This window comes from Rhodanobacter sp. FW510-R10 (genome assembly GCF_058781105.1).
On record NZ_JBYSWL010000001.1, the window covers coordinates 2099957 to 2126761 of the forward strand.

General features: G+C 66.7%; 25 protein-coding genes, 1 tRNA gene and 1 other RNA gene. 18 read left to right on the plus strand and 9 right to left on the minus strand.

From position 1 onward, the window contains the following. Positions 1-61: 61 nt before the first annotated feature. Positions 62-1453, minus strand: coding sequence for an MFS transporter (locus AC3WJB_RS09085; protein ID WP_492683152.1), 1392 nt, complete (start codon positions 1451-1453; stop codon positions 62-64). Positions 1454-1678: 225 nt separating this feature from the next. Here AC3WJB_RS09085 and rnk point away from each other — a divergent pair, with 225 nt between their 5' ends. Genes rnk through epmA form a run of 3 tightly spaced genes read left to right on the plus strand, consistent with a single transcriptional unit; the run spans position 1679 to position 5474 of the window. Next, on the plus strand, positions 1679-2089 hold the full coding sequence (rnk, locus tag AC3WJB_RS09090; RefSeq protein ID WP_492680784.1) for a nucleoside diphosphate kinase regulator: 411 nt from the start codon (positions 1679-1681) through the stop codon (positions 2087-2089). A 53-nt stretch (positions 2090-2142) separates the two neighbouring features. Next, entirely contained in the window at positions 2143-4527 is a 2385-nt protein-coding gene (gene ligA, locus AC3WJB_RS09095) for an NAD-dependent DNA ligase LigA (protein WP_492680786.1), read from the plus strand. Beyond that, entirely contained in the window at positions 4524-5474 is a 951-nt protein-coding gene (gene epmA, locus AC3WJB_RS09100; protein WP_492680788.1) for an EF-P lysine aminoacylase EpmA, read from the plus strand. Before ligA ends, epmA begins: the two co-directional genes overlap by 4 nt. Positions 5475-5504: 30 nt before the next feature. On the opposite strand, the gene AC3WJB_RS09105 is transcribed toward epmA, so the two are convergent. Then, positions 5505-6191, minus strand: a complete 687-nt coding sequence (locus AC3WJB_RS09105) for a DUF2461 domain-containing protein (protein WP_492680790.1) — start codon at positions 6189-6191, stop codon at positions 5505-5507. Positions 6192-6285: 94 nt separating this feature from the next. Continuing rightward, positions 6286-7752 (minus strand): exodeoxyribonuclease I, encoded by a 1467-nt coding sequence (gene sbcB / locus AC3WJB_RS09110; protein WP_492680792.1) that lies wholly within the window; start codon positions 7750-7752, stop codon positions 6286-6288. Positions 7753-7824: 72 nt separating this feature from the next. Here sbcB and orn point away from each other — a divergent pair, with 72 nt between their 5' ends. The 7 genes from orn to AC3WJB_RS09145 all read left to right on the plus strand — a co-directional run bounded on the left by orn (position 7825) and on the right by AC3WJB_RS09145 (position 13199). After that, the gene (orn, locus tag AC3WJB_RS09115; protein ID WP_492680794.1) at positions 7825-8391 is read left to right on the plus strand and encodes an oligoribonuclease; all 567 of its coding nucleotides are present in this window, start codon (positions 7825-7827) and stop codon (positions 8389-8391) included. A 30-nt stretch (positions 8392-8421) separates the two neighbouring features. Beyond that, entirely contained in the window at positions 8422-9333 is a 912-nt protein-coding gene (gene folP, locus AC3WJB_RS09120; protein WP_492680796.1) for a dihydropteroate synthase, read from the plus strand. Positions 9334-9400: 67 nt separating this feature from the next. After that, entirely contained in the window at positions 9401-10768 is a 1368-nt protein-coding gene (gene glmM, locus AC3WJB_RS09125) for a phosphoglucosamine mutase (protein WP_492680798.1), read from the plus strand. Positions 10769-10918: 150 nt separating this feature from the next. Continuing rightward, positions 10919-11668: a triose-phosphate isomerase gene (tpiA, locus tag AC3WJB_RS09130; RefSeq protein ID WP_492680800.1), complete on the plus strand. Its 750-nt coding sequence runs from the start codon at positions 10919-10921 to the stop codon at positions 11666-11668. Positions 11669-11692: 24 nt separating this feature from the next. Next, the gene (gene secG / locus AC3WJB_RS09135; RefSeq protein WP_492680802.1) at positions 11693-12157 is read left to right on the plus strand and encodes a preprotein translocase subunit SecG; all 465 of its coding nucleotides are present in this window, start codon (positions 11693-11695) and stop codon (positions 12155-12157) included. A 14-nt stretch (positions 12158-12171) separates the two neighbouring features. After that, positions 12172-12256, plus strand: a tRNA-Leu gene (locus AC3WJB_RS09140). A 289-nt stretch (positions 12257-12545) separates the two neighbouring features. Further along, complete coding sequence (locus AC3WJB_RS09145) at positions 12546-13199, plus strand: response regulator (RefSeq protein ID WP_492680804.1); 654 nt, start codon at positions 12546-12548, stop codon at positions 13197-13199. A gap of 98 nt (positions 13200-13297) precedes the next feature. Here the strand turns inward: AC3WJB_RS09145 and AC3WJB_RS09150 are convergent, their stop codons facing one another. Next, positions 13298-16441 carry a ribonuclease E/G gene (locus AC3WJB_RS09150; protein WP_492680806.1) on the minus strand — a complete coding sequence of 1048 codons (3144 nt, stop codon included), beginning with the start codon at positions 16439-16441 and terminating at the stop codon, positions 13298-13300. 336 nt (positions 16442-16777) lie between these two features. Between AC3WJB_RS09150 and AC3WJB_RS09155 the strand changes: the two genes are divergently transcribed. Further along, positions 16778-17809, plus strand: coding sequence for an RluA family pseudouridine synthase (locus AC3WJB_RS09155; protein ID WP_492680808.1), 1032 nt, complete (start codon positions 16778-16780; stop codon positions 17807-17809). On the opposite strand, the gene AC3WJB_RS09160 is transcribed toward AC3WJB_RS09155, so the two are convergent. Beyond that, on the minus strand, positions 17766-18107 hold the full coding sequence (locus AC3WJB_RS09160; RefSeq protein ID WP_492680810.1) for a 4a-hydroxytetrahydrobiopterin dehydratase: 342 nt from the start codon (positions 18105-18107) through the stop codon (positions 17766-17768). The two genes, AC3WJB_RS09155 and AC3WJB_RS09160, sit on opposite strands and share 44 nt — an antisense overlap. Before the next feature lie 126 nt (positions 18108-18233). Here AC3WJB_RS09160 and AC3WJB_RS09165 point away from each other — a divergent pair, with 126 nt between their 5' ends. Beyond that, on the plus strand, positions 18234-18842 hold the full coding sequence (locus AC3WJB_RS09165) for an NfuA family Fe-S biogenesis protein (protein WP_492680812.1): 609 nt from the start codon (positions 18234-18236) through the stop codon (positions 18840-18842). Positions 18843-18920: 78 nt separating this feature from the next. On the opposite strand, the gene AC3WJB_RS09170 is transcribed toward AC3WJB_RS09165, so the two are convergent. Further along, the gene (locus AC3WJB_RS09170; RefSeq protein ID WP_492680814.1) at positions 18921-19277 is read right to left on the minus strand and encodes a c-type cytochrome; all 357 of its coding nucleotides are present in this window, start codon (positions 19275-19277) and stop codon (positions 18921-18923) included. An 18-nt stretch (positions 19278-19295) separates the two neighbouring features. After that, positions 19296-19619, minus strand: coding sequence for a c-type cytochrome (locus tag AC3WJB_RS09175; RefSeq protein WP_492680816.1), 324 nt, complete (start codon positions 19617-19619; stop codon positions 19296-19298). 300 nt (positions 19620-19919) lie between these two features. Between AC3WJB_RS09175 and ssrA the strand changes: the two genes are divergently transcribed. Together ssrA and yut are read left to right on the plus strand one after the other, a co-directional pair. After that, positions 19920-20274: a transfer-messenger RNA gene (ssrA, locus tag AC3WJB_RS09180) on the plus strand. A gap of 75 nt (positions 20275-20349) precedes the next feature. Beyond that, complete coding sequence (gene yut, locus AC3WJB_RS09185; RefSeq protein WP_492680818.1) at positions 20350-21348, plus strand: urea transporter; 999 nt, start codon at positions 20350-20352, stop codon at positions 21346-21348. Positions 21349-21368: 20 nt separating this feature from the next. On the opposite strand, the gene AC3WJB_RS09190 is transcribed toward yut, so the two are convergent. Next, complete coding sequence (locus tag AC3WJB_RS09190; protein WP_492680820.1) at positions 21369-22655, minus strand: O-acetylhomoserine aminocarboxypropyltransferase/cysteine synthase family protein; 1287 nt, start codon at positions 22653-22655, stop codon at positions 21369-21371. Between the two features lie 332 nt (positions 22656-22987). Here AC3WJB_RS09190 and nadA point away from each other — a divergent pair, with 332 nt between their 5' ends. Both nadA and AC3WJB_RS09200 read left to right on the plus strand, forming a co-directional pair. Beyond that, entirely contained in the window at positions 22988-24013 is a 1026-nt protein-coding gene (nadA, locus tag AC3WJB_RS09195; protein WP_492680822.1) for a quinolinate synthase NadA, read from the plus strand. Continuing rightward, a complete protein-coding gene (locus tag AC3WJB_RS09200) occupies positions 24010-25470 on the plus strand; it encodes an L-aspartate oxidase (protein ID WP_492680824.1) in 1461 nt (486 codons plus the stop codon). Before nadA ends, AC3WJB_RS09200 begins: the two co-directional genes overlap by 4 nt. A gap of 20 nt (positions 25471-25490) precedes the next feature. On the opposite strand, the gene smpB is transcribed toward AC3WJB_RS09200, so the two are convergent. Beyond that, positions 25491-25982 carry an SsrA-binding protein SmpB gene (gene smpB, locus AC3WJB_RS09205; protein WP_492680826.1) on the minus strand — a complete coding sequence of 164 codons (492 nt, stop codon included), beginning with the start codon at positions 25980-25982 and terminating at the stop codon, positions 25491-25493. A 105-nt stretch (positions 25983-26087) separates the two neighbouring features. On the opposite strand from smpB, the gene AC3WJB_RS09210 reads away from it, so the two are divergent. Beyond that, positions 26088-26519 (plus strand): type II toxin-antitoxin system RatA family toxin, encoded by a 432-nt coding sequence (locus tag AC3WJB_RS09210; protein WP_492680828.1) that lies wholly within the window; start codon positions 26088-26090, stop codon positions 26517-26519. Then, on the plus strand, positions 26512-26793 hold the full coding sequence (locus AC3WJB_RS09215; RefSeq protein WP_492680830.1) for an RnfH family protein: 282 nt from the start codon (positions 26512-26514) through the stop codon (positions 26791-26793). The genes AC3WJB_RS09210 and AC3WJB_RS09215 overlap by 8 nt, the downstream gene beginning before the upstream one ends. Positions 26794-26805 lie beyond the last annotated feature (12 nt).

Genomic DNA, 26805 nt, shown 5'->3' on the forward strand with positions numbered 1-26805 from the left:
TGCAGTCCCGTCTGCAGCGGCGACTACAGTAACAGGCAGGCTCAGGGCATGCGGCGGCGGCTCACTCGGGCAACTGGCGGAACACGCGGCTGGCGCCGGCAGTGATCAGCGCCAGCACGATGACCGTCCAGCGGAACGCCACCACGTAGTTGTCGCTGGCGTGCCCACCAAGCAAAGCCTGCATCAGCAACATGCCCAGCGCAATGCCAAAGCTCATCGCCAGGTATTGCGCGGTCGAGGCCAAGGAGGAGGCCATGGAGGCGTCGCTGATGTCCAAGTCGTTGTAGATCAGCGTGTTCATTGCCGTGTACTGCAGGCCGGCAAAGCCGCCGTAGAAGAAGGCCAGCGTGCCCACCAGCCACACCGGGGAGCCTGGCCCGAGCACGGCGAAGCTGCCGAGCAGGGCGGCCACGATCAAGGTGTTGCCGAGCAGCAGACGCCGGTAGCCGTAATGGACCAGCAGGCGATTGATCAAGCGCTTGGCCACGATCGAGCCGATCGCCTGCGGCACCATGACCATGCCGGCGGCGAGCGGCGACCAGCCGCAGCCAATCTGCAGGAACAACATGAGCAGCACGAACATCCCGGAAATGCCGAGGCGCGTGAAGATGCCGCCGGACAGCGCGACCTGCACGCTGCGCTTGCGCAGCAATTTCAGGTCGGCGACGGGGAACTCGGTACGCCCGGCATGCCAGACATAGAGGCTGCCCAGTGCCAAGGCGCCCAGGGCGCAAAGCAGGATGTTTGGCCACGGCAGCGGACTCGTGCCAGCGAGCTCGGCGCCGGTGAGCAGCAGTGCGGAGGCGGAGGCAAACAACAGGAAGCCCGACAGGTCGAAGCGGTGGGCGCGCCGCAGTCGGTAATCCGGCATCTCATGCCGGTTCATCCAATAGCCGACCACGGCCACCGGCACGTTGATGAGGAAGATCAGGCGCCACGAGGTGTATTGCACCAGCGCGCCGCCGACCAGCGGGCCGAGCACCGAGCCGAGCACGCCGTAGGTGGCCACCGTGCTCATCGCGCGGACGAACTCGCGCTTGTCGATCGTGCGTACCAGCACGTAGCGGCCGACCGGCAGCAGCGCGGCGCCACCGACGCCTTGCAGCACGCGCGCGGCCACCAGTTGTGGCAGGTTCTGCGCCAGGCCGCAAAACAGCGAGCCAAGGCCGAAGATGGTGATGGCCAGGCCAAACACGCGCCGCGTCCCAAGCCGGTCGCACAGCCAGGGGGTGGCCGGGATCAGTACGGCCAGGGTCAGCACATAGCTGGTCAGCGCCGAGCGCATGTCCAGTGGCGATACCTGCAGGCCAACCGCAATCATCGGCACGGCGGTGTTCACCACCGTCGAGTCCAGGGATTGCATGAAGAACGCCGCCGCCACCAGGAACAGCAGGCCGCGAAAGCGCACCGTGCTCGAAAGCTGCGCCGGCTCCGCCCCGGCGCTGCCCGTCATGACGCTGGTCGCTTGGGATTCGGCGGGCGCTTCGGGTAACATGCCAAGCATGGTAACTGCTGCGTTGGCGTCCATCGGGCGGATGCCCTGGCGGCGGTTATCCGCAGTTTTGTTGCTGCCGTGGCGGGACAATTGCAAAAGCGTCACGACGACCAGGCACGCCGGGGCGGTTTTCGTTCCGGCGTGCACTTTTGTGCGATACCCGTCGCCGACCCAGGATGAACCATGAGCACCAAGCCACCGATCACTCTTTCCCGCGTCGACCTCGACCGCATCGAGGCGCTGCTTGAACGCGCACCGGCAGCCGAAGTCGCCAATCTTGCTGCGCTGCGCGCCGAGCTGGATCGCGCCGAGGTGGTCGAGCCCAAGGACATGCCGGCACAGATCGTGACCATGAACTCCACGGTGACGTTCACGGACGAGGACAACGGCGAAAAGCTCACCTTGACCCTGGTCTATCCCTCCGCCGCGGGTGCTGCCGGCACGGTGTCGATCATGGCTCCGGTGGGCAGCGCCCTGCTGGGCCTGGCGCAAGGCCAGAAGATCGATTGGCCGACGCCGCACGGCCGGGTGCGCCACCTGCGCGTGCTGGAGATCAGCTACCAGCCCGAGGCGGCGGGGCAATTCCACCGCTGAGCGCGCGGGCGGTGCAGCACGTTGGCGACATGTGGGCGTAGTCGGAGGGCGTCATGTCCAAACCCCTGGAGCCAGCCGCAGCCGACCGTGTCGAGGAATTGCGACAGCGTATCGACCAGGCCAACTATTGCTACTACGTGCTCGACGACCCGGAAGTGCCGGATGCCGAGTACGACCGTTGGATGCGTGAGTTGGAAGCCCTGGAAGCCGCGCATCCCGAGCTGGTGACCGCCGATTCGCCAACCCGCCGGATCGGCGTACGCGCGCACGGCGGCTTTGCCGAAGTCCGCCACGCGCAGCCGATGCTCTCGCTCAGCAACGCGTTCGAACAGCCAGGCGACAGCGACCGCGAACGCTTTGCCGAGCTGGCCGACTTCGTGGCCCGGGTCGAGCTCACCACGGGCCGCCATGATCCGCAGTTTGCCGCCGAGCCGAAGCTCGATGGCCTGGCCATGAGCCTGCGCTACGAGGGCGGCGTGCTGGTACAGGCGGCGACCCGCGGCGACGGTGAGTCCGGCGAGGACGTGACCGCAAACGTGCGCACCATCCGTGCCATTCCCCTGCGCCTGCGTGGGAGCGGTTGGCCCGGGCAATTGGAAGTGCGTGGCGAGGTGATCATGCTGCGCAAGGACTTCGAGGCCTTCAACGCGCGCATGCGGGACCATGGCGGCAAGCCTCTGGCCAACCCGCGCAACGCCGCGGCCGGGTCGCTGCGCCAGCTCGACCCGGCGGTCACGGCCAGGCGGCGGCTGAGCTTCTTTGCCTATGCGCTCGGCGTGGTCGAGGGCGGCAGGCTGCCGGACACGCACTACGCGACGCTGCAGTTGTTTCGCGAGTGGGGCTTCCCCGTCTCGCCAGAGGTGGACCTAGCCCGCGGGTTTGCCGGCTTGGTTGCCTATTACCGGCGACTGGGCGCCAAGCGCGATGCGCTGCCCTACGACATCGATGGTGTGGTCTACAAGCTCGACGATTATGCCGGGCAGCAGGCGATGGGCTTCGTCGCCCGTGCGCCGCGCTGGGCGCTGGCGCAGAAGTTTCCGGCGCAGGAGCAACTGACCACGGTCGAGGCCATCGAGATCCAGATCGGCCGCACCGGAGCCGCGACCCCGGTGGCGCGCCTGACCCCGGTACCGGTGGCCGGGGTAATGGTCGCCAACGCCACGCTGCACAACGCCGACCAGGTCGCGCGCCTCGACGTGCGCGTGGGCGACACGGTCATTGTGCGCCGTGCCGGCGACGTCATCCCCGAGGTGGTGCGCGTGCTGCCCGAGCGGCGCCCGGCGCACAGCGTGCCCTGGCACATGCCGGCGGCCTGCCCGGTGTGCGGTTCGGCGCTGTTGCGCGAGGAGGGCGTCAGCGCCTGGCGTTGTTCCGGCGGCCTGGTGTGTCCGGCGCAGCGTCGCGAGGCGCTGGTGCACTTTGCCTCGCGCCGGGCGCTGGACATTGACGGCCTCGGCGAGCGCTACGTCGATGCGTTGGTGGAGGAGGGTATCGTGCGTGCTCCCGCCGATCTCTACGCGCTGACCGTGGAGCGCTTCGTCGCCATGAAGCAGGCCATCGACGAGCGCGACGGGACGACGCCGGAGACAGTCAAGCGCGGGAAAGTGGCGACGCGCTGGGCGGAAAATCTGGTGGCCGCAATCGATGCCAGCCGCGACACCACGCTGGCGCGCTTCCTGTTCGGGCTCGGCATCATGCACATTGGCGAGAGCACGGCAAAGATGCTGGCCGCGTGGCTGGGGCGACTCGCCAATGTGCGCAGCATGCCGGCGGCCGTATTGCGCGTGCTGCCTGACGTCGGCGACGCGGTGGCCGAATCGATTGCCGGCTTCTTCGCCCAGCCCGGCAACCAGCGGGCCGTGGACGGGCTGCTGGATGCGGGCGTGCATTGCCGGGATGAGACCACGCCTTCGCCGGCTCTGCGCGAACGGCTGGATCTCGGCATCCTCTTGGGTGGCCGGCACGTTGCCCAGCTCAGTCCGGCGCGTGCGGCCACACTGGTTTCCCGCTACCCCACGCTCGATGCCATGCTCGCGGCGGGTGTTGCAGCCTGGGTGGACGCCGGCCTGCCTGCCACGGCTGCCGCCAACCTCGAAACCTTGCTGGCCGATGCCGAGCAGCTTGCGGCCCTGCGCCACGACGAGGCGGCGATGCAGGGCTTGCTGGCGCAGATTCCCGCCGATGCCGGGATAGCCGCGGCGCCACTGGCGGGGCAGACCTTCGTGCTGACCGGGTCGTTGTCCACCCTGAGCCGTGACCAAGCCAAGGCACGCCTCGAAGTCTTGGGGGCGAAGGTTGCCGGTTCGGTGTCGAAGAAGACCAGTGTGGTGGTGGCGGGCGAGGCGGCCGGATCCAAGCTCGACAAGGCGACCGAGCTCGGCGTGGCCATATGGGACGAAGCTGCCTTGCTCGCCTTGTTGGCCGAGCACGAAGCATGACCCGCCTTTCCGCCTTGCATTTGCGGGCAAGCTTGTACCGGCTCATTCGCGAGTTCTTCCGCGAGCGTGGCGTGCTGGAAGTGGAGACGCCGATCCTTTCGGCGGCCGGCAATACCGAGCCCAATATCGACAGCTTCAGCACGCAATTTTCCGGCCACGTCGACGCTGGCGCGCGTGAGCGCTGGCTGCGCACCTCGGCCGAGTTTCCGCTGAAGCGCCTGCTTGCCGCGGGGATCGGAGATTGCTACGAACTTGGGCGCGTGTTCCGCAATGGCGAGGCCGGTGGCCGGCACAACCCCGAGTTCAGCATGCTCGAGTGGTACCGCGTGGGCTGGGACGATCGCCGCCTGATGGGTGAGACCATCGCCTTGGTCGAGGCGGCCCTGAAGTTGGTGCAGCGGCGCGTAGCCGTGCGCATCGTTGGCTTCCGCCAGTTGTTCCTGGAGGAACTCGACATCGACCCCATGCTGGCGCCGTTGGCGATGTTGCAGGCGCCATTGGCCGCGCAGCACATCGATCCGGCCGGGCTGACGCGCGACGACTGGCTGGACCTGCTGCTGACCCACCGCCTGCAGCCGAATTTTGCGCGCGACGTCATCACGGTGATCTACGACTACCCCGCCACGCAGTGCTCACTGGCGCGCATTCGCGCGGGCGACCCGCCCGTGGCCGAGCGCTTCGAGCTCTACCTCGGGTCGCTGGAGCTGGCCAACGGCTACCACGAATTGAATGACGCGGCCGAGCAGCGCGCGCGTTTCGAGCACGACAACCAGCGTCGCGCCGAGCGTGGCCAGCGGCAACTGCCGCTCGATGAACCGCTGCTGGCCGTCCTCGACGCCTTGCCCAATTGCGCGGGCGTGGCACTGGGCATCGAGCGCCTGCTGATGGCCATGCGGGATACCAGGGCCATTGCCGACGTGCTGGCCTTTCCGTTTGCCGAGGCCTGAGCCTCGCGGCAGTCACGCCGGGGTCGGTCCTCAGAACTCCAGCTCCCGCGCCGCGCACAGATAGTCGACGAGCGGCGCGGCTTGCTTGAAGGTGGCTACGGTCCAGGCCAGGAGTTGTGGGGAACAGGCCAACTCTTCGTCGAAATCGGTGAGCGCAACGAAGCTTTTGCGCTTCAAGTCGTCGATCAGCTCGTGTGCCGGATCGTAGCCGCGCGGCGCACGCACCAGCGAGTCGCCACCAAGCGCGAGGTGGGCGCGAAACTGCCGGCTGCGCGTGGCGCGCTTCCACGCCGACGGATTGTCGACGATGAATTCACGGATATGTTTCAAGGCGTCGGCTTCGGGTTGCCACATGCCGCCGCCGGCAAAGCAGTTGCCGGGTTGCAGGTGCAGGTGGAACGAGGGCGCGTCAATCTCACGCCGGCGCTCGTGCCCGAAGCGTGCGCCTTGCCACGGCTTGTATGGCGATTTGTCGTGCGCATAGCGCGTGTCGCGGTAGACGCGGAACAGCGAGCCGCCGACCTTGCGCGGGTCGGCGCGGAAATGCGGGCTGATCGTGCGCAGCGGTTCCTGCATGTCGGCGATGAAGCGCAGGAACGGCTCGCGCACGTGGCGTTCGTAGTCGTCCTTGTGGGCGTGGAACCAGGCGCGTTCATTGTGCCGGTCCAGGGCGCGCATGAAGCGGAAGGTGGCGGTGGTGAAGTAGGTTTGTGGCATGGCCGGGGATCGCAAAGGTGCGCGGGGATACTAAAGCATCGCCCACCCACAAGGGTTTCCCCGGGATCGCCAGCGAGCTCCCGCGGGAGTACGGTCAAGCCTCGTCTTCGAGGTGGACGCCGGTGCCCAGATCGGCTGCTACTCCCTCGCCCCAAGCCTCGAGCTGGTCCAGCAACGGCAATTGCCGCTGCGCTGACGCCTCGCCGCGCAGCTCGCGGATGCGGCTGAAATATTCCTCCAGCGTCAGGCTGGTGAGCGGCGTGTGGCGGGTCAGCCGCGCACGGCGAAACGCCTGCCATGTGGCTTGTTCGTCGGCGTCGAGTGTTTCGGGCCAATTGCGCGCGCGGTAACGCAGCAGCAACGTGGCATAGCGCGGGTCGTGGAAGGCGGTGGCCAGGCCACGCAATTGCCCTGGCGGCGTGGCGCGCACCGTGGCCAGCAGGGCGCGGTCGCGATCGGCCAGGAAACCGCCGCCGTACAGGCCGAGCTCTGGATCTTCGGGCGCAGGCAAGGTCGCGGCCTGCTCGAACACCCGGCACACGGTATCGACGATCCCGCTGGCAGCACGCAGCAACTCGGCATGCCGCAGACAGGCCGGCAGGTCGAGCTGCAGGCGTGCGGTGTCGACGCCCTGCAATGCCGACAGCGGCGCCAGTGCCGGGACGCGATTGGCGCGCACCGTGCGCAGCGGGATGCGCGAGACGCCCTCGGGCAGGTCTGCACGGCTGGTGAAGACCCGGTCGGCAATCGCCTCGGCATCCAGCTCCAGCCATTCGCGCGGATCGGTGCCGAGGTCGTAGACGATGATCTCGCCTGGCCGCGCCGGGTGTTGCGCCAGCGGGGCGATCACGCTCAGGCAGCCGCGGCTGGCCGGATAGCGTGAAGACACGTGCACCACCGGCGTCTGCTGCACCAGGTCCAGCAGGTCGTAGACCTTCTGCTTGCGGCGCAGCGCATAGTACCAGTCCCACAGGCGCGGCTGGCGCAGGCGGATCAGGCGGGCCAGGTCGAGCAGTGCGTGTACGTCCGACAGCGCGTCGTGCGCGTGTTCCTGCTCCAGGTGGTTCGCCTGGGCAAGGTGCTCGAGGCGGAAGCTGGGCGTGCCATCGTCACGCTGCGGCCAGGTGATGCCCTGCGGGCGCAGCGCGTGACACATGCGCGCCAGGTCGATCAGGTCCCAGCGCGAGTTGCCGTGCTCCCACTCACGCGCGTAGGGATCGTAGAAGTTCCGGTACAGCAGGTGGCGGGTGAACTCGTCGTCGAAACGCAGGGAGTTATAGCCGACGGTGCAGGTGCCTGGTGCAGCCAGTTGCTCGTGCACGCGGGCGGCAAACTCGGACTCGGTTACGCCCTCGCGCGCCGCGTCCTGCGGGCTGATGGCAGTGATCAGGCAGGCGTCAGGGTGGGGCAGGATATCGCCGGCCAAGGCGCCATAGAACATCACCGGCTCGCCGATCGGCTGCAGGTCCAGGCTGGTGCGCAGGCCGGCAAACTGCACCGGGCGATCGCGCCGCGAGTCGGCACCCGTGGTTTCGTAGTCGTGCCAGAACAGGGTCTGCATGGAAGGGCATGATCGCATGGGGACAGGGGAGGCCGGCAACGCTGCTAGACTGCGGCTGATCAAGGAGGGCGCATGAGCGTAGTCGACGACGACAACCTGGTATGGGTGGACCTGGAGATGACCGGCCTGGACACCGACCACGATTCCATCCTGGAGATTGCCACGGTGGTCACCGACAAGAACCTCAACGTGCTGGCCGATGGCCCGGTGTTCGCGATCCGCCACGAGGTGGATCGCCTGGAGGCCATGGACGCCTGGAATTCCAACCAGCACCACAAGTCGGGCCTGTGGGACCAGGTGCTGGCTTCGGAAGTCGATCACGCCATGGCCGAGCACGCCACGATCGAGTTCCTGCGCGAATGGGTGGGACCTGGCAAGTCGCCGCTGTGCGGCAACTCGATTTGCCAGGATCGCCGTTTCATGCATCGGCAGATGCCGCGCCTGGAGCGCTATTTCCACTACCGCAACCTCGACGTTTCCACCTTGAAGGAACTGGTGCGGCGCTGGTCGCCCGGTATCGCGCGCGGCGTTACCAAGGAGTCGGCGCATACCGCGCTGTCGGACATTCGCGATTCGATTGCCGAGCTCCAGTATTACCGCGGCTACATGGGCGCGTTTGCGGGGAGTTCCGATGCCTAGCCGCCGCCTGCTGCCCGGATGCCGCCTTCCATGCTGAGCGAGCTGTTCGCGCCAGTGCTCGATTGCGCCGGTCGCGCGCTCACCCTCGACCGGCCGCGGGTGGTCGGCATCGTCAACCTGAGCCCGGATTCGTTTTCCGCCGATGGCCTCGGGGATGACGTTGAGGCCGCGGTGGCCCAAGGGCTGCGCATGTTGCAGGAGGGTGCCGACATGCTCGATGTCGGCGGCGAATCCACTCGCCCGGGCGCACCTGAGGTTCCTGCCTCGCTGGAGCTGCAGCGCGTATTGCCGGTGATCAAGCAGCTGGTTGCCCGCGGCACGGCACCGGTGGCGATTGACACCTCCAAGCCGGAGGTCATGCGGGCTGCCGTGGCCGCCGGCGCCGGGATGATCAACGACGTCTGTGCCCTGCGCGCCGCCGGCGCGTTGGAAGCCGCCGCCGAGCTGCGCGTGCCGGTCTGCCTGATGCACATGCAAGGCGATCCGCGCAGCATGCAGGCCGACCCGCATTACGACGATGTGGTCGGCGAAGTCCATCGTTTCCTCGCCGACCGCTTGTTTGCCTGCGAGCTGGCAGGTCTGGATCGGAAGCAGATCCTGGTGGATCCGGGATTCGGCTTCGGCAAGACTCTGGAACACAACGTCGCCCTGCTGTCCGCCCTGGAGCGCTTCTGCGATCTCGGCGCCGGCCTGTACGTGGGCCTGTCGCGCAAGTCCATGATAGGCGCCTTGACCGGACGCAAGCTGCCAGCGGAGCGCGTGGCTGGTTCGGTCGCTGCGGCAGTGCTGGCTGCCGAGCGTGGCGCGCGCATGATCCGCGTGCACGACGTGGCCCCGACGGTGGAAGCGTTGGCGGTGTGGCGCGCCGTGGAAGCGCAGGAACAGGTGCCGCGGCGCAAGGATGCGCCGCCAGCGGCGCCACGTTGGCCGGACGAGGATTGAGCGTCGTGCGCCGCATACCGTGCCCAGTTGCCGTTTCGCATGGCCGCGGCGCGGGAGTGTCGGGCCGGTGAACGGACGCAAATATTTCGGCACTGACGGCATCCGTGGCCGGGTCGGCGAGTGGCCCATCAGCGCGGACTTCGTGCTGCGCCTGGGGCGGGCGCTCGGCGCGGTGTTGCGTCGCCGCGGCACGGGTTGCCCGCAGGTGCTGATTGGCAAGGACACGCGGGTATCGGGCTACATGTTCGAGTCGGCGCTCGAGGCCGGGCTGGTCGCCGCCGGCGTGGATGTCGGCTTGCTGGGCCCCATTCCCACGCCCGCGGTGGCCTTCCTCACTTGCTCGCTGCGTGCCCAGGCCGGCATCGTCATCAGCGCTTCGCACAATCCGCATGCTGACAACGGCATCAAGTTCTTTTCCGCCGATGGCGAAAAGCTGTCCGACGAGGTCGAGCTGGCGATCGAGCGGGAAGTGGATGCCGATTTCGTCACTGTGGCCTCCGACGAACTCGGCAAGGCCAGCCGCGTTTCTGGCGCCCTGGCACGCTACGTCGAATACTGCAAGGCGACGGTGCCGGAGCATTTCAGCCTCGGCGGCATGCGGCTGGTGCTCGATTGTGCGCATGGCGCCACTTACCAGGTGGCGCCGCGGGTGTTTGCCGAGCTCGGCGCCGAAGTGGCGGCGATTGGCGACCGTCCGGATGGTTTCAACATCAACCACGATGTGGGCTCGACCCACCCGCAAGCCCTGCAACAAGCGGTGCTGGATCAGGGTGCGCAACTGGGTATTGCCTTCGATGGTGACGGCGACCGGGTGATCCTGGTGGATCGCACCGGCACGATTGCCGATGGCGACGACATCCTCTACGTGCTGGCGCGCAGCATGCGCGCGCAAGGCCGGCTCGAGGGGCCGGTGGTCGGCACCGCGATGAGCAACTTCGGCCTGCAGCAGGCGCTCTCCGAGCTTGGCGTGCCGTTCATCCGCGCCCAGGTCGGCGACCGCCACGTCCTGCTGCAATTGAAGCAGCACGGTGGCGTGCTCGGAGGGGAGACCTCGGGCCACATCCTGTGCCTGGACCGCGCCACCACTGGCGACGGCATCGTGGCTGCGCTGGCGGTGCTGCAGGGCCTGGCCTGCCTCGGCGAGGATCTGGTGCAGGCCCGCGCCGGCTTGCGCAAGCTGCCGCAGGTTATGCTGAACGTGCGGACGGCAGGGGCGCGCGAGGCGCTGGATGATGACTCGGTACGCGAGGCGTTGGCCGCGGTGGAAGAACAACTACGCGGTCGCGGGCGCGTGGTGTTGCGCGCCTCCGGCACCGAATCGGTGGTGCGCGTGACGCTGGAAGGTGAGGATGCAGCCGAAGTCCAACGGCTGGCCTCGACGCTGGCCGATGCCGTGCAGATGGCTGCCGGCGCGCATGTGGCGCGGACCTCCTGAGGGAGCCGATCCGCCGTACGTTGGCGCGGCAAGCCTGGTTTCCAGCAGGGCCGCTGGTCTCGAATGCCGTTGTTCATAGCCACAGGGACACCGGTTGCCGCTGCCGCGGCAGGACACTAAGCTCGGCCCTTTGAGCACGGAGCAGGATTCATGCGCAGGAAACTCGTCGCCGGCAACTGGAAGATGAACGGCAGCCGCGCCATGGCGGCATCGCTGGTGGATGCCGTCGCCGGCGGCAAGCCGGAGGCGGTCGAGGTGCTGGTGTTCCCGCCCTTTCCCTATCTGGCCGAGCTGGCCTCGCGACATCCGCGGGCCGTGCTTGGCGTGGGCGCGCAGGATGTGAGTGCGCATGCTGAGCCGGGCGCGTACACCGGCGAGGTTTCCGCGTCCATGCTGGCCGACGTTGGCGTCGGCTGGGTGCTGGTTGGCCATTCCGAGTGCCGTGAATACCACGGCGAGGACAACGCGGTGGTGGCCGAGAAATTCGCGGCGGTGCTGGGCGCTGGCCTGACCCCCATCCTGTGCGTGGGTGAGACTGCCGCGCAGCACCAGGCTGGGCAGGCCCAGGATGTGATTGGCCGCCAGCTCGGGGCGGTGCTTGCGCGCAGCGGCATCGCCAGTTTCCGCACTGCGGTCGTTGCCTATGAGCCGGTGTGGGCGATCGGCAGCGGCAAGACCGCCACGCCGGCGCACGTGCAGCAAGTGCACGCCTTCATTCGTAGCCAACTGCAAAATGAGGATGCTACAATTGCCGGTCTGACCCGAGTGCTTTACGGTGGCAGCGTGAAAGTGGCGAATGCCGCCGAGTTGTTCTCCCAGCCTGACGTGGATGGCGGGCTGATCGGTGGAGCGTCCCTGGCCGCGCCCGACTTTCTTGGAATCTGCGCTGCGGCGCAATAGCGCAACAGGCTCAAAGAAAAAATCATGTTCGTCATTTTCAGCGTGTTTTACATCCTGATTGCCGCGACGATGATCGTGCTGATCCTGTTGCAGAATGGCGCCGGCGCGGACGCGGGCTCCGGGTTCGGCGCGGGTGCGTCGGCCACGGTGTTTGGTGCGCGCGGCTCGGCCACCTTCCTGACCCGCGCCACCAGCGTGCTGGCGGCCCTGTTCTTCATCCTCAGCATTGCCATGGGGATCGCGCTCAACGGCAGCGGCAACCGCACTCAGACCCAGGCCGAAGGCTTGGGTGTGATGAGCACCATGGTGGAGAAGCCTGCCGCCAACAACGCAGTGCCGGCGGCGAAGCCGGCGCCGGCTGGCGGCGAAGTGCCGGTGGCTCCGGCCGCGCCGACCAGCCCGGATGCCGCGCGTGCGACCGCTCCGGCCGCGGCCGGGACGGGTGGCGGCGCGGCCCCGGCAGGCGGAGCGCCAAACGCCGGGCGCTGAGCCGGCAACACCTTGCCCAGGTGGCGGAACTGGTAGACGCACTACCTTGAGGTGGTAGCGACGCAAGTCGTGCGGGTTCGAGTCCCGCCTTGGGCACCAATTGCAATGGTTCGAAGGTATCCATGGTTGGATTCTAAGAACACAAGAAAAACCCGCCATTTGGCGGGTTTTTCTTGTGGGCGAGGGCCTACATGCAACGCGGCCGCAGGGCCGCCATCGCCTGCAACGGCTGGACTTGCCTTGCGCTGGGTTGCGCCGATTGTATCGGGCTGCCTACAGTGTGCTTGGCGACTGGCCTAGGCGCACAGGGGTGTCGGTTTTTGCCTACAGACGGCGAACCGGGACAGCGGCATGCTGGCCTATACCGAAGCGGTGCAGGGGATTCGACATGATCAGTGTCATCCTGGTGGACGATCATCAGCTGGTGCGTGCCGGCTTTCGCCTGATCCTGGCGCAGTGCCCGGACATCGAGGTGGTGGGTGAGGCGGCGAGTGCGGAGGAGGGCTTGCGCCTGATTCGCAACTTAAAGCCGGATATCGCCGTGGTGGACGTTCACATGCCGGGAATGAGCGGCATCGAGCTGACCGAACGTGTATGTCGGGTGAAGAGTTCCACTCGCGTGGTGATTGCCACGGTCATGACCGACGCGCGGTTTCCCAAGCGGCTACTGGACGCCGGCGCGCTCGGCTACCTAACCAAGGGTTGCAGCGCGGACGAGCTGATCACCGCCATCCGCCAGGTTGCGGGCGGGCGGCGTTACCTGGCGCCCGGCGTCGCCCAGCAGCTGGCCCTGGCTACGCTGGATGGACGGGTGTCGCCGTTCGACGCGCTCTCCAGCCGGGAACTCGAGGTCGCGATGATGCTGGTACGCGGCAAGGCGCTGACGGTGATTGGCGAGCAGCTCAACTTGAGCCCGAAGACCGTGTCGACCTACAAGCAGCGCCTGATGGACAAGCTGCGCGTCGACCATGTGTTGGGCCTGTCGCGGTTGATGACCACACACGGTTTGCTGGACGCATCTGAATCCCAGCTCTGTTCGTAGGAGCCTGGGCAGCAAAGTCGGGCGTAGCGCGACGAACGGCAAGAACTGCGCGGCCAGGCACTTGCACGCCTGGCCGCACTGTTTCGATGGCGGGGAGTTCAGCTGGCGCGCTCGTCCTTGGACGCTGGTGCGGTCGGATCTTCGACCTGGGCTGGTGCGGTTACGGTCACGCCGTCGCCAGCGACCGGAGCCACTGCCGCCACCGCGAGCAAATCGCCTTGCTGGGTGAATTCCCGGGCCGTCGCTTCCGATGACGCCGGCACCGGCGTGCTCGAAACCGTCGCGCTGGCTACGGTTGGTGCGTCGTTGGCGGAGGGTGCAGCGTCGACGCGCTGCGGCAAGGCCACGTTGATGTGCGTCGTGGTTGCCGTGTCCAGGCGCGTCGTGGTCGTACCGTTCATGGGTTTGGCGGCGTTGCCATTCGTCGCCGCGGGGTAGGCGACCGCGGTCGCTGGCGCAGGCTGCCGTGAAGCGCTCAGGTCGTCCGCGTCAGCCTTGTCATCCGCGAGTTGGGGGTTTTCGTGGGCTGGTGGGATGCCGTTCGTGGTTGCGGCGTGGATAGCCGGCTGGCCGTAGACCGACGGCGAGTGGGCAGCAGCTTCCGTGCGCGGCAACTCGATCGTCCCGGGGATGGGAGGCAGTACCGGCAACTGAAAGCCGGAGGTGGTCAAGGTGGCCACCAGGCTTGCCGCAGCAGTGCCCGGCGTCGCGTTGGCTGGCGAGTGGACACCTGACACCTCGGGCGCGGTCGGCTTGGCTGAGGAACCGGCAGCGTTGCCGCGGCGAGCTGGCGCGTCTGTCGCTGGGCTGGTGTCCGCGTCGGCGTGGGGATGGCTCGAAGCCGCCGGGCTGGAAGCCGACGAGGACTCGGCCGAGCTTTGCTCACCGAGTGCCTGCAGCGTCTCGCCAGCAGTTTCTTCGTGCCGCCGGCGCCGACGCCCACCGCGGCGTCCACGGCGGCGCCGCGAGCTGGCACCCTCTGTTTCGGCTGCCGCGTCATGGACGTGTTCGTCCTCGTTTGCGGGTGCGGCGGACTCGGATTCGGCCATGGCCTGGACTTCCGATTGCAGCATCACGTGATCGTTGCTGGCTTGGGGCGCGGCTTCACGATCCAGGTTGGCCGCCAGCGCCGCCGTTGCCACCGTGGCGGCAGTCAACGCGACGTTTTCAGCGATAGGCTGCTTGACTTCATGCGTGGCAGTGGCGGTGGTCGTAGCCGCCGCGCCGCCCTGTGTGGCAGTCTCGGCTTGCTGCGGGCGCGGCTGGCGGGCTTGCCTGCCGTTTGCCTGCTCACTGGGCCTTGTCGGGGCTTGGCTGCGCGGGTTGGGACTGCGGCGTGGAGCGCGGGTGCGCGAACCCTGGCGTGCGGTGCTGGAAGTGCTGCTCGCGGTGCCGCGTGGATTGCGTCCATCACGTTGCCGGTTACCGCTGCTTTCGGTACCACGGCGGCCGCTGCTGCGTGCCGGGGCGGGCACGGCGTCGTTGGCGGCCTCCGCCGGACCGGCGAACCAGCTGCGGATGCGGGCGAAGATGCCGCCCTTCGTGCTGGCCTGGGTCGGCCCGGCCGGCGCGGCGCTTTGCCGTGGCGGCCTGGCATCCGGCGCTTCTTCGGTCGTGGCGGTAGGCAGTTCGCGGAACGGGGCAGGGCTGGCCGGTACGATGCCGCTCACGGCCGGGTGCTCGCCGCTGCCAAGGGTCTGGCCGAGCTTGCGGACCGGGTCCGGCTCAACCGCGGTCAGCAGTTCGTAGCTGGGCTTGCTGTACTCGCCCATGTCCGCTTCGCGGATGCGCTGGATCTGAATGTGCGGGGTCTGCAGGTGCTCGTCGGCGACGATCATCACGTGCACCTTGTGGCGCAGCTCGATCTCGACCACGCTGGCACGTTTTTCGTTCAGCAGGAAATTGGCCACGGAGGGAGGCGCCTGCACCAGGACTTCGCCGGTGTTGTCCTTCATCGCGTGCTCTTCGATCAGGCGCAAGGTCGAGAGCGACAACGATTCGACACCACGGATCACGCCATGGCCATCGCAGCGCGGGCATACGACCTGGCTGGCCTCGCCCAGGCTGGGACGCAGGCGCTGGCGCGAGAGCTCGAGCAGGCCGAAACGGGAAATGCGCCCCACCTGCACGCGTGCCCGGTCGAGCTTGAGCGCCTCCTTCATGCGCTCTTCGATCTCACGCTGGTGCTTGGGGCTGTCCATGTCAATGAAATCGATGACCAGCAGGCCACCGGCATCGCGGATACGCGCCTGGCGGGCAATCTCCACGGCGGCCTCGCAATTCGTATTGAACGCGGTTTCCTCGATGTCACTGCCCTTCGTGGCCTTGGACGAGTTGACGTCGATTGCAGTCAGCGCTTCGGTCTGGTCGATGACGATGGAGCCGCCGGACGGCAGCCGCACCTGGCGGTCGAACGCGCTGTCGATCTGGGTCTCGATCTGGTAGCGGGTGAACAGCGGGGTGTCGTCCGAGTACAGCTTGAGCTTGCGCAAGGCATTGGGCATGGCCTGCTGCATGAACTCGCGCGCGTCGTTGTACAACGGCTCGTCATCGATCAGGATCTCGCCGATGTCGCTGCGCAGGTAGTCGCGCAGGGCGCGGATGAACAGCTTCGATTCCTGGTAGATCAGGAACGGCGCTCTCTGCTTGTCGGCGGCCTCGGAGATCGACTTCCACAGTTGCATCAGGTAATCGAGATCCCACTGCAGCTCTTCGGCGTCACGGCCGAGCCCAGCGGTGCGCACGATCAGGCCGACGTCGTCAGGCACGGTGACGTGGGCCAGCGCCTCTTTCAATGCCTGGCGATCTTCGCCCTCGATGCGCCGGGAGACGCCACCCGCCTTCGGGTTCTTCGGCATCAGCACCATGTAGCGGCCGGCGAGGCTGATGAAGGTGGTGAGCGCCGCGCCCTTGTTGCCGCGCTCCTCCTTTTCCACCTGCACGACCACTTCCTGGCCTTCCTTGACCAGCTCGCGGATGTTCGCCTTGTGTGGATCCAGGCCCGGCGTGAAGTAGTCGCGGGTGATTTCCTTCAGCGGCAGGAAACCGTGGCGTTCGGCACCGTACTCGACGAAGCATGCTTCAAGTGACGCCTCAACGCGGGTGATGCGGCCTTTGTAAATATTGGACTTTTTCTGTTCCCGCGAAGGGATTTCAATGTCCAGGTCGTACAGGGTTTGGCCATCGACAATGGCCACTCGCAACTCTTCGCGTTGAGTCGCGTTGATCAGCATGCGCTTCATGGTGGTATTCCTCGGCTTGCCACGCGTCGCGTGCCGCGGTGGCGCCACCTTCGGGTGGGCGGCCTGCCGTGGATCGCGCCGCAGTGGGCAGCGGCAAAAAGACGACACCGTTGCCGGTGTCCGGACGATTCGGTCAGCTCACGTGGGCCGCCCGCGCCCCTTGAGGCAACGGACAACGCCCGCCACAACCGTTACGATGAAGGGAGCTCGCAACCAGATCCTCTAGGGTGCCGGCACGATCCTCGCCGCAGTAACGGAGGACTCTCGGCCCGGTTCAGTGATGACACGGGCGCAAGTCACGCCTGCCCAGTATCCTATCCCAGTGGCTTTTTTTCAATGCAAACCGCAGCTTCCCTTCATCCTGCTCAAGGTGTGCGTCAAGTCCAGGTCGGCCCGGAACGTGACGGTCAGCGTATCGACAATGCGCTGCTGACCCTGTTGAAAGGGGTCCCCAAGAGCATGATCTACCGATTGTTGCGTACCGGCCAGGTACGCGTGAACGGCAGGCGGGCCAAACCCGAGACCCGCCTCGTCGAGGGCGATACTCTGCGCATTCCGCCCGTCCGTTCGGCCGAGAAGGCCGGTGCTGCGGCACCGTCGTCCGCGCAACTGGCTGAGCTCGAGGACAGCATCATTTTCCAGGACCGGCATTTCCTGGTGATCGACAAGCCTGCCGGGGTGGCCAGCCATGGCGGCAGTGGAATCAGCCATGGGGCCATTGAACTGCTGCGTGCGGCGCGGCCGCAGGAGCATCTCGAATTGGTCCATCGCCTCGATCGCGATACCAGCGGCGTACTCGTCCTGGCTCGCACGCGTGCTGGACTGGTTGGGCTGCAGGCCGCGATTCGTGATGGCGCGGTGACCAAGCAATACCTGTGCCTCATGCTGGGACAGCCGGCCAAGGCCAAGTTCGATGTGAACGTGCCCTTGCGCAAGTCGGTGCTGCAGGGTGGCGAACGCATGGTCCGCGTGGACGACGACGGAAAGCCGGCACTGACGTTTTTCCGCGAAGTCGAGGCTTATCCGGGAGCCCGCCTGATGCAGGCCACGCTGGCCACGGGCCGGACCCACCAAATCCGTGCGCATGCCGCGTACATTGACCATCCCTTGGCCGGGGACCCGAAATACGGGGATCGCGAGGCCAACAAGCGCTTTCGTGAGCTGGGTCTGCACCGCATGTTCCTGCACGCCGCCCACCTTGGTTTCGACCTCGACGGGCGTACCTACAGTTTTTCCGCTCCCTTGCCTGAGGAGCTGAAGGCCTTCCTGGATACCCTGGCGGCGCAAGGGCAGGCAGCGCGCCCGCGTCGGTCCCGCGTGGTGCCTACGCCGCCGCCACCAGCGCGTCGACCCGCGCGGCGCAAATGAAGTCGTTGCGGGACAAGCCGCCCACGTCGTGGGTCGACCAATGCAGCGTGCAGCGCCCGTATCCGGCTTCGAGGTCGGGATGATGGTCCTGCTGGTTGGCGATGAAGCCCACCGCATTGATGAAGCCCAGCGTGTGATGGAAGTCCGGGAAGCGGAACTCCTTGCTCAGCGTGCGTGCGGCGGTGTCGCACCGCCATCCCGCCACCTGCTCCAGCAGCTTCCCGATCTGCGTGGCATCCAGTGGCGCGCGGCCGCGTTGGGCGACGCAATGTTCGTGGACAAGGTCTTGTTGGTTCATGCGTTCGATCCTCCGTTGCCGGAAGCGTCGTGCCCAGGGGACGAAAAGTCAAAACCGATGCATTGGCTTAAACTGGACTAAAATGGTGCTGATTAAGCGCAAGGCATCCGGTTTGTGGGGCTGAAGATGATTGACATTTCCGAACGTGCACAGGGTCACTTTGCCCGCCTGCTCACCCAGCAAGGCATCGAGGGCCTGGGCATCCTCGTGCGGGTGACGTCTCCGGGTACGCCCGCCGCCGCGTGCGAACTCGAGTTTTGCGAGCCGGCCGACCTGCTCGGTGACGAGGAAGTCGTCCATTGCACGGGCTTTGACTTGCACGTCCAGCGCGACAGCGTGTCCTGGATGCAGGGCGCGACGATGGATTTCGAACCGACCAACACGGGCGGGCTGCTCAATATCCGCGCGCCGAAGATCAAGGGCGACATTCCCGGCCCGGACGCGGGACTGGTGGCACGGGTGCGCTACGTCCTGGCCTCCGAGGTCAATCCGAAGCTGGCCGCGCACAGCGGCGAAGTCAAGCTGGTGTCGATCGAGGCCGATGCCACCGTCGTGCTGCAGTTTGGCGGCGGCTGCCACGGCTGCGGCATGGTGGACGTCACGCTCAAGCAGGGCGTGGAGAAAACCTTGCGCGAGCACATCCCGGAAATTGCCGCGGTGCGCGACGCCACCGATCACTCGACGGGCAAGAAGCCTTACTACAAGAAGCATGAAGGCAAGTCGGCGATGGCCTGAGCCCGTTCGTCAGGGCTCCGTTGCGCATGCAAACACGCCCGCGTGAGCAGGCCTGCCAGTCAGCGGGATGGGGCTGGTTTACGGCTCGCCGCCGACGTGTCCCTTCAAGGTGCCAAGCTTGGTCGGCAGACCCGAGAAGTAGGTGGCGATGTCCTCGATGTCCTGTTCCGACAGCGTGGCGACCATGCCTTTCATGATCGGGTTGTCGCGCTTGCCATCCTTGTATTCATGCAAGGCGAATTGCATGTAGAGGTTGTATTGCCCGGCGAGGCGTGGGTATTGCGGATCGACCGCGTTGCCGTCCACGCCATGGCAGGCGAAGCAGGTGGCGGCTTTTTGCTTGCCGCGCTCGGCGTTGCCCTGGGCGGCGAACAGCGTGGTGGAGAGCATCGCCAGCGCAGCGCCGAGCGAGAGCAGAGTTGCAGCACGTTTCATGTGCGGAATCCTTGTTGACTACTTGGCGAGGCTGGAAAGGTAGGCCGCAATGTCCTGGATGTCTGTATCGGACAAGCTGCCAGCCTGCGCGTCCATGGTCGGGTGCTTGCGGCCACCGCTCTTGTAGCCCTGCAACGCGCTGATGATGTACTGCTCGTTCTGCCCGGCAATCTTCGGCACCGGATACTGCGGGTAGGCGTTGGTGTAGCCCGGCACGCCGTGGCAGCCGGAGCAGGTGTAGACAAGTTTCTCGCCCGCCGCCTTGTTACCTTCGGCGTACGCGCTCACGCTGGCCAAACAGGCTGCCGCGACAGCGACGCCGAGCAGTTGCAGTCGAGTCATTGCATCACTCTCGTTGGTGCGACGATCTGTCGCGAGGAATCGCCCCAGTATAGTCGCTGCGTTTGAGCGTGGACAACACTTGCGGCCAGCGACCCTGCTTCATGACGTGCTGCGTGTCCATTTGCGGCACCGCCAGGTCGCCTGCATGGCCGCCAAGACGGCCGTGATCGCGCTTCGCCGGGGTGCATCCAGCATGGCCTTTTGGACAGGGCTTTGGGTCGCCATAGGATCGCCGCGAGGGTCGTTGTAAATGCCCGATCCAACCCCATATACTGGACCGGTATCAGGTCGTTCTTCCGCGGGGGTGTTCTGGCTTCGACGGGGGTAGTGAGATGACTTGGTGCATGCCGAGGGGGCAGCTTTCCTCGTAAATCCAGCGGCAAACATATAGTTGCCAACGACGACAACTACGCTCTCGCCGCTTAAGGCGTAAGCCCCGAACCCACTTGTGCTCATGCTCGTCGGTGTAGGGTCATTATCATGGGATCGCTGAAGACTGTCGCCTGGCGGTCGTAGGCAAGATCAATCAGGCTGGTTCCGCGGTGCGTTTTGTCCACCGTACTTGCCGCGGAACGAGATTGAACGGCGGGCTAAGCATGTAGATCCGGGCGTTGAACATCTTCGGACGCGGGTTCGACTCCCGCCACCTCCACCAACAACCAGACCCCGACTGTCGCCAGTCGGGGTTTTTCATGCGTATCGGTGCCGGCGGCGGCACGGAGGACGCTGGATGAACCCGGATTTGCCGGCAGGTGCAAGCGGTACCACGCCACTGCGAGCGCGCGCGCCGGTGCCCGGTTTCGCCGATGCAGTATTGCGAGGCATGGGCCAGGTAATGCTGCAGGACAACCGCTACGCCGGGTTGTTGTTCGTGCTGGGCCTGGTCGTCGCCTCGCCGATGTTCGCCCTGGCTGCCGTGCTCGGCACCACGGTGAGTACGGCCGCAGCGGCCTGGCTGGGAGTGGACCGTGGCCAGCTGCGTGACGGTCTTTATGGCTTCAACGGCGCGCTCGTGGCCATTGCGCTGCTGGTGTTCCTGCAGCCCACCGTGTCGACGTGGGGCTACGTGGTGTTTGCCGCGGCCGCCTCGACCGTGGTCACGGCAGCCGCGGCGAAGCTGCTGCAAGGCTGGAGCGTGCCGGCGCTCACGGCGCCCTTCGTGTTGACCTCGTGGTGCTTCTTCCTTGCCACCGCGCAGCTGGGGCGCCTAGAGCCCACGGGCCTGCTGCCGGCGGCCATGTTGCCCCGGGCGGCTACCGTGGACGGCGTGGTCTCGATCACCACGCTGACGGACGGCTTGTTCAACGGCGTGGCCCAGGTGTTTTTCCAACAAAGCATCGCCGCCGGCATCTTGTTCACGCTTGGCCTGTTCATCGGTTCATGGCGTGCCGGTGTCGCCGCCCTGGTGGGCTCGCTCGTGGGCATGCTCGTCGCATGGTGGCTGGGCGCGGCCGAGACCGCGATCCGGGCCGGCATTTTCGGCTTCAACGGCGTGCTGGTCGCGATTGCGTTGGGCAGCACGTTCCGCATTCCCGGCCGCGCGTCCATGCTTTACGTCCTCTTGGCCACCGTGGTTGTCGTCTTGGTCGCCGCGGCTGTGTCGGCGGCCGTGCAGCCGGTCGGCCTGCCCGGCCTGACCTTGCCCTTCGTGCTGGTGACCTGGGTTTTCCTCTGGGCGCGCACCGCGTTCCGGCGCCTCGGGGCGCCGGATGATACGGCACGGATTTGAGGTTTTCGCAGCGCGGCGCTTCACACCTGGGCCAGGGCCTGGTCGAGGTCGGCGAGCAGGTCGTCGATGTGCTCGATGCCGACGGACAGGCGGATCATGTCCTCGCTCACACCGGCCTTGGCCAGCTCCCCGGGGTTGAGCTGCCGATGCGTCGTGGACGCCGGGTGGGTGGCCAGCGACTTGGTGTCGCCAATGTTCACCAGGCGCGAGAAGAGCTTGAGCGCATCGAGGAGGCGGGCGCCGGCTGCGCGCGGCGCGTCGCCCGCGGCGGGCTTCACCCCGAACGACATGATGCCCGAAGCCTTGCCCCCCATGTATTTCTGCACCAGCGCGTGATCCGCATGGTCGGCCAGGCCGGCATACTTGACCCAAGCCACTTTCGGGTGCTGCTGCAGGTGCTGGGCGATGGCCAGGGTGTTGTCGCAGGTACGGTCCATGCGCAGGCCCAGGGTATTGATACCCTGCAGGATCAGGAATGCATTCATCGGTGAAATGGCCGCGCCGGTGTTGCGCAGCGGCACCACGCGGGCCCGCCCGATGTAGGCCGCCGGTCCCAGGGCTTCGGTGTAGACCACGCCGTGGTAGGAGCGGTCCGGCTCGTTGAGCCGCCGGAAGCGCGTCTTGTGCTCAGCCCAGGGGAATTTGCCGCTGTCGATGATGGCGCCGCCGATGCTGTTGCCGTGGCCGGCGATGTACTTGGTCAGCGCGTGCACCACGATGTCGGCGCCATGCTCGATTGGCCGGAAGAGGTAGGGGCTTGGCACGGTGTTGTCGACGATGAGTGGCACGCCGTGCGCATGTGCCACCTTGGCCAGGGCGGCGATATCGGTGACGTTACCGAGCGGGTTGCCGATGGATTCGCAGAACACGGCCTTGGTGCGCGCGTCGATCAAGGCGCCGAAGGTTTCAGGCCGGCGCGCGTCGGCAAAGCGGGTTTCGATGCCTTGTTGCGGAAAGGTGTGCGCGAACAGGTTGTAGGTGCCGCCATACAGGGTCGCAGCCGACACGATGTTGTCGCCGGCTTCGGCGATGGTCTGGATCGAATAGGTTACCGCGGCCATGCCCGAGGCCAGGGCGAGTGCGCCGATGCCGCCTTCCAATGCCGCCACGCGCTGCTCCAGCACGTCCTCGGTGGGATTCATGATGCGCGTGTAGATGTTGCCGGGAACCTTGAGGTCGAACAGGTCGGCGCCGTGCTGCGCGCTGTCGAAGGTGTAGGCCACGGTCTGGTAGATCGGTACTGCCGAGGCGCGGGTCGTCGGGTCGGAGGAGTAGCCGGCGTGTACGGCGAGCGTTTCGAATTTCATGGGGATTCCTGTGGCGGCTGGAGTGGATCGCTAAACGTTTAGATGTCCATATATATTTATAACCGATTGTATGCGGTGATGGGAGTCGATCGGCGGAGCGCATGGCGCCGGCAATAGGGTTGGCATGGAGCCGGCGGAGCTCCGGGCCGATGGCCGGGATCGGGCGGCCTGGAATGACGCGCGCGTGCGGCAGTTGATCCTGGTCAACACGTTCAGCAGGCTGCTTCGGCGATGATGCTGCGTTCTTCCGGTAGGCGCGTAGGCTGGCTCCGGCACAAGGGATTCCACCCCCGCGCCTGCGCAATGGATTCACTGTTTGCGGATGAGTGGTCATGAACGTCAGCACCGATTTGCCGATGCCCGAATGGCGTGACGAGCTGGAGCACGAGTACGCGGCATTGGCGGCGCGTCTCGAACCGCTGGTGCCATGCTTGGAAATTCCGCTGCACCTGCCATGGATTGACGCCATCAACCGGCTGAAGCGCGAGCGCGGCGCGGTCATCATGGCGCACAGTTACCAGTCCCCGGAGATCTTTCACGGCGTGGCAGACATCACCGGTGATTCGCTGGGCCTGGCCCAGGCCGCAGCCGCGTGCGATGCCGAGTTGATCGTAGTGTGCGGCGTGCACTTCATGGCTGAGAGCGCGAAGATCCTGGCGCCTGAAAAAATGGTGCTCATCCCTGACCTGGAGGCAGGTTGTTCGCTGGCATCATCGATTACGGCCGCAGACGTACGGGCCTTGCGCGCGGAGCATCCTGGCGTACCGGTCGTGAGCTACGCGAACACCTCCGCTGCGGTCAAGGCCGAGTCCGATGTCATCTGCACTTCGGCTAACGCGGTGCGGGTTGTGGAATCACTCGGCGTGGACAAGGTCATCTTCCTGCCCGACGAATTCCTTGGCCGGCATGTGGCCAGCCAGACTGCCGTGGAATTGGTGCTGTGGCACGGCCGCTGTGAGGTACACGAGAAGTTCACCGCACGGCAGGCGCGGCATGCCCGCGAGCGGTTTGACGCCGCCTTGGCGGCACATCCCGAGTGCTCCCCCGAGGTGCTGGCCGAAGCGGATTTCGTCGGCTCGACCACGGCCATGGGTGCGTGGCTGCAGCGCGCGCAGCCGGCGCGCGTGGCGTTGATCACCGAGTGTTCGATGGCCGACAACCTGCGCGCCCGGTTTCCGGCGACGCAGTTTATCAAGCCATGTAACCTGTGCCCCCACATGCAGCGGATCACGCTGCAGAACATCTACACTGCGTTGCGCGACCTCAAGCATGCGATCGAGATCCCGCAAGCCGTGTTGGGTGGCGCGCGCCGGGCACTGGAACGCATGCTGCAGGTGGGGCGGCACGAACCAGTGTGACCGCCCAGCATGCCCGCATCGTCGTAGTCGGCAACGGCGTGGCCGGCCTGAGCACCGCGCTGGCCGCGGCGCCGGCCAAGGTGTTGTTGCTGGGCCGCGGTTGCGACGGTGACGGCGGCGCGAGCGCCATGGCCCAGGGCGGCATGGCGGCCGCCGTCGGCGCTGGCGACAGCGTCGAGGCCCACGCCGAAGACACTTGGGCGGCTGGCGCCGACCACAATGACCGTGCTGCCGTCGCCTGGTTGACCGCGGCAGCGCCGCGGACCATCGAATGGTTGCAGCAGCAAGGCGTGGCCTGGGACCGTGTGCCAGGGGGCCAGCTTGAGCTTGGCCGCGAGGGCGGCCATCGCGTGGCGCGCATCGTGCACGCCGGTGGTGACGCGACCGGAGCGGTGCTTGTGGCGGCGCTGCGCGCGAGGGTCCGCACGGCTGGCCATATCGAGGCGTTGCATGGTCTCGATGTCGACGCGCTGCTGCTCCGTGGCGGTTGCGTACACGGCGTGCGGGCGCACGATGCACTGGGTCGCCGAACGGAAATTCCGGCCGCCGCCACCGTGCTGGCCACCGGCGGCGTGGGTGCGCTGTTTGCGCGTACCAGCAACCCCTCAGGTGCCGATGGTGCCGGCCTGGCCTTGGCCTTGGCGGCTGGGGCCGCGGTGCGTGACCTGGAATTCGTGCAGTTCCATCCCACGGCATTGGCGACCGGCGATCGGCCGTTGCCGCTGCTGACCGAGGCGCTGCGCGGTGCGGGGGCGCACCTGCTCGATGGTCAGGCGCGGCCGTTGATGCGCGGCCTGCATCGGCTGGCCGACCTGGCGCCGCGCGACGTCGTTGCGCGCCAAGTCTGGCTGGCGCTGCGTACGGACGGGCAGGCTTGGCTGGACGCGCGCGCCATCGAAGGTGACTGGCAGCGGCGTTTCCCGACGGTGCTCGCGGCGTGCCTTGCCCATGGCCTGGATCCGCGACGCGAACTCTTGCCGGTCACGCCGGCGGCCCACTTCCACATGGGCGGCGTCGCCACCGATCTGGACGGCCACACTTCCTTGCCTGGCTTGTTTGCAGTGGGTGAAGCGGCGTGCAACGGCATCCATGGCGCGAACCGCCTGGCCAGCAATTCGTTGCTGGAAGCGGTGGCCTGCGGACGGCGGCTCGGTGCGGTGCTGGCCCGAATGGGCGGCGACGGCGGTGGTCATGCGGGCAGCACCGGGCACTATCGCTGGATCGAGCGCGGCCCTGGTCTCGACCCGGATGCGCTGGCGGCGCTGCAGGACTTGCTGTGGCGCGCGGCCGGGCCGGTACGCGAAGGCGGGGAGCTGCGCGCTGCCTGGGCCGTTTGTCGCGCTGCCGCCGAGCGGGGCTGGCAGATGCGCCTGGCCTTGGCCCTGTTGCGAGCGGCACGGCTGCGGCGGGTCAGCCTCGGCGCCCACTATCGCCAGGATCGCACCTGCGGCACCTGAGCGTGCCGTGGCGGCGGCGCTCAGCCTTCGCGGTTGTGCGAGCGCAGCGTGCGCTGCTTCTCGATTTGCCAGTCGCGCTGCTTCATGGTGTCGCGCTTGTCGTGTTCCTGCTTGCCGCGGGCCAGGCCGATTTCCACCTTCACCCGGTTGCCCTTCCAGTACATGGCGGTCGGCACCAAGGTGTAGCCCTTGCGCTCGATGGCACCAAGCAGGCGATCGATTTCGCCACGGTGCAGCAACAACTTGCGCGTACGTCGCTCCTCGGCGACCACGTGGGTGGAGGCGCTGGCGAGCGGCGGGATCGAGGTGCCGATCAGGAACACCTCGCCATTCTTGGCCAGTGCATAGCTGTCGCCAAAGTTGATGCGGCCGCTGCGCAATGCCTTCAGTTCCCAGCCCTGCAGGGCGATGCCGGCCTCGTAGCGCTCGTCGATGTGGTAGTCGAAGCGGGCGCGCTTGTTGAGCGCTATGGTGCCCGTGCCTTTGGCACCCTTGTCCTTGGTCTTGTTCATGTCCGTTAAACTCGGAGGCGGTCGTGTCGCCGGTCGATGTCAGGCGCGCGCCGCGTCGTAGCCCCGGCGCTGCATGTCAACCCTGCGTGGTAGGAAGCCATTGTCGTGATCGAAATCCGCCGCAGTGCCTTGGTACGCTGGTCGCCCGCGCAGATGTTTGCCTTGGTGAATGACGTTGCAGCATACCCAAAGCACTTCGCCTGGTGCACGGCGGCGACGGTCATCTCCCAGGGCGACAACGTGCTGTTGGCGCGCCTGGACCTGAAGTTTGCCGGTCTGCGGCACAGTTTCACCACGCGCAATACCATGGAACCGCCGCACCATCTCCAGGTGTCGCTGGTGGAAGGACCGTTCCACAGCCTGGAAGGGCGCTGGGACTTCATCGCCCTCGGTGACGCCGGCTGCAAGGTGGCGTTGGCGCTGGACTTCGACTATGCCGGGCGTTTTGGCGGTGGCGCCTTGAAGCTTGGTTTCCAGGGCCTGGCCAACCGCATGGTGGACGATTTTTGTCGCCAGGCCGCACGCGTCTATGGCTGAAGGCGAGATCCTCGTCGAGGTGTGCTACGCGGGGCCGACGCACATCAGCCGCACGCTGCACATGCCTGCTGGCAGCACAGCGCTGGAGGCGGTCGAGGCCTCGGGGATCGCGAAGCTGGTGCCGGCCGGCGCCTTCGATCCGCAGCGCTTGGGCATCTTTGCCCGCCGGGTACCGCCTGGACAGATCCTGCACTCAGGTGATCGGGTGGAAATCTACCGGCCGTTGCTGCTCGATCCGATGGTGGCGCGGCGGCAGCGTGCCCGCGGCGGCTGATCAGGCCAGCAT

Coding starts and splice junctions, on each gene's coding strand:
- AC3WJB_RS09085 (WP_492683152.1), bottom strand. CDS start 1,453: ATGACGGGCAGCGCCGGGGCGGAGCCGGCGCAGCTTTCGAGCACGGTG.
- rnk (WP_492680784.1), top strand. CDS start 1,679: ATGAGCACCAAGCCACCGATCACTCTTTCCCGCGTCGACCTCGACCGC.
- ligA (WP_492680786.1), top strand. CDS start 2,143: ATGTCCAAACCCCTGGAGCCAGCCGCAGCCGACCGTGTCGAGGAATTG.
- epmA (WP_492680788.1), top strand. CDS start 4,524: ATGACCCGCCTTTCCGCCTTGCATTTGCGGGCAAGCTTGTACCGGCTC.
- AC3WJB_RS09105 (WP_492680790.1), bottom strand. CDS start 6,191: ATGCCACAAACCTACTTCACCACCGCCACCTTCCGCTTCATGCGCGCC.
- sbcB (WP_492680792.1), bottom strand. CDS start 7,752: ATGCAGACCCTGTTCTGGCACGACTACGAAACCACGGGTGCCGACTCG.
- orn (WP_492680794.1), top strand. CDS start 7,825: ATGAGCGTAGTCGACGACGACAACCTGGTATGGGTGGACCTGGAGATG.
- folP (WP_492680796.1), top strand. CDS start 8,422: ATGCTGAGCGAGCTGTTCGCGCCAGTGCTCGATTGCGCCGGTCGCGCG.
- tpiA (WP_492680800.1), top strand. CDS start 10,919: ATGCGCAGGAAACTCGTCGCCGGCAACTGGAAGATGAACGGCAGCCGC.
- secG (WP_492680802.1), top strand. CDS start 11,693: ATGTTCGTCATTTTCAGCGTGTTTTACATCCTGATTGCCGCGACGATG.
- AC3WJB_RS09145 (WP_492680804.1), top strand. CDS start 12,546: ATGATCAGTGTCATCCTGGTGGACGATCATCAGCTGGTGCGTGCCGGC.
- AC3WJB_RS09150 (WP_492680806.1), bottom strand. CDS start 16,441: ATGAAGCGCATGCTGATCAACGCGACTCAACGCGAAGAGTTGCGAGTG.
- AC3WJB_RS09155 (WP_492680808.1), top strand. CDS start 16,778: ATGCAAACCGCAGCTTCCCTTCATCCTGCTCAAGGTGTGCGTCAAGTC.
- AC3WJB_RS09160 (WP_492680810.1), bottom strand. CDS start 18,107: ATGAACCAACAAGACCTTGTCCACGAACATTGCGTCGCCCAACGCGGC.
- AC3WJB_RS09165 (WP_492680812.1), top strand. CDS start 18,234: ATGATTGACATTTCCGAACGTGCACAGGGTCACTTTGCCCGCCTGCTC.
- AC3WJB_RS09170 (WP_492680814.1), bottom strand. CDS start 19,277: ATGAAACGTGCTGCAACTCTGCTCTCGCTCGGCGCTGCGCTGGCGATG.
- AC3WJB_RS09175 (WP_492680816.1), bottom strand. CDS start 19,619: ATGACTCGACTGCAACTGCTCGGCGTCGCTGTCGCGGCAGCCTGTTTG.
- yut (WP_492680818.1), top strand. CDS start 20,350: ATGAACCCGGATTTGCCGGCAGGTGCAAGCGGTACCACGCCACTGCGA.
- AC3WJB_RS09190 (WP_492680820.1), bottom strand. CDS start 22,655: ATGAAATTCGAAACGCTCGCCGTACACGCCGGCTACTCCTCCGACCCG.
- nadA (WP_492680822.1), top strand. CDS start 22,988: ATGAACGTCAGCACCGATTTGCCGATGCCCGAATGGCGTGACGAGCTG.
- smpB (WP_492680826.1), bottom strand. CDS start 25,982: ATGAACAAGACCAAGGACAAGGGTGCCAAAGGCACGGGCACCATAGCG.
- AC3WJB_RS09215 (WP_492680830.1), top strand. CDS start 26,512: ATGGCTGAAGGCGAGATCCTCGTCGAGGTGTGCTACGCGGGGCCGACG.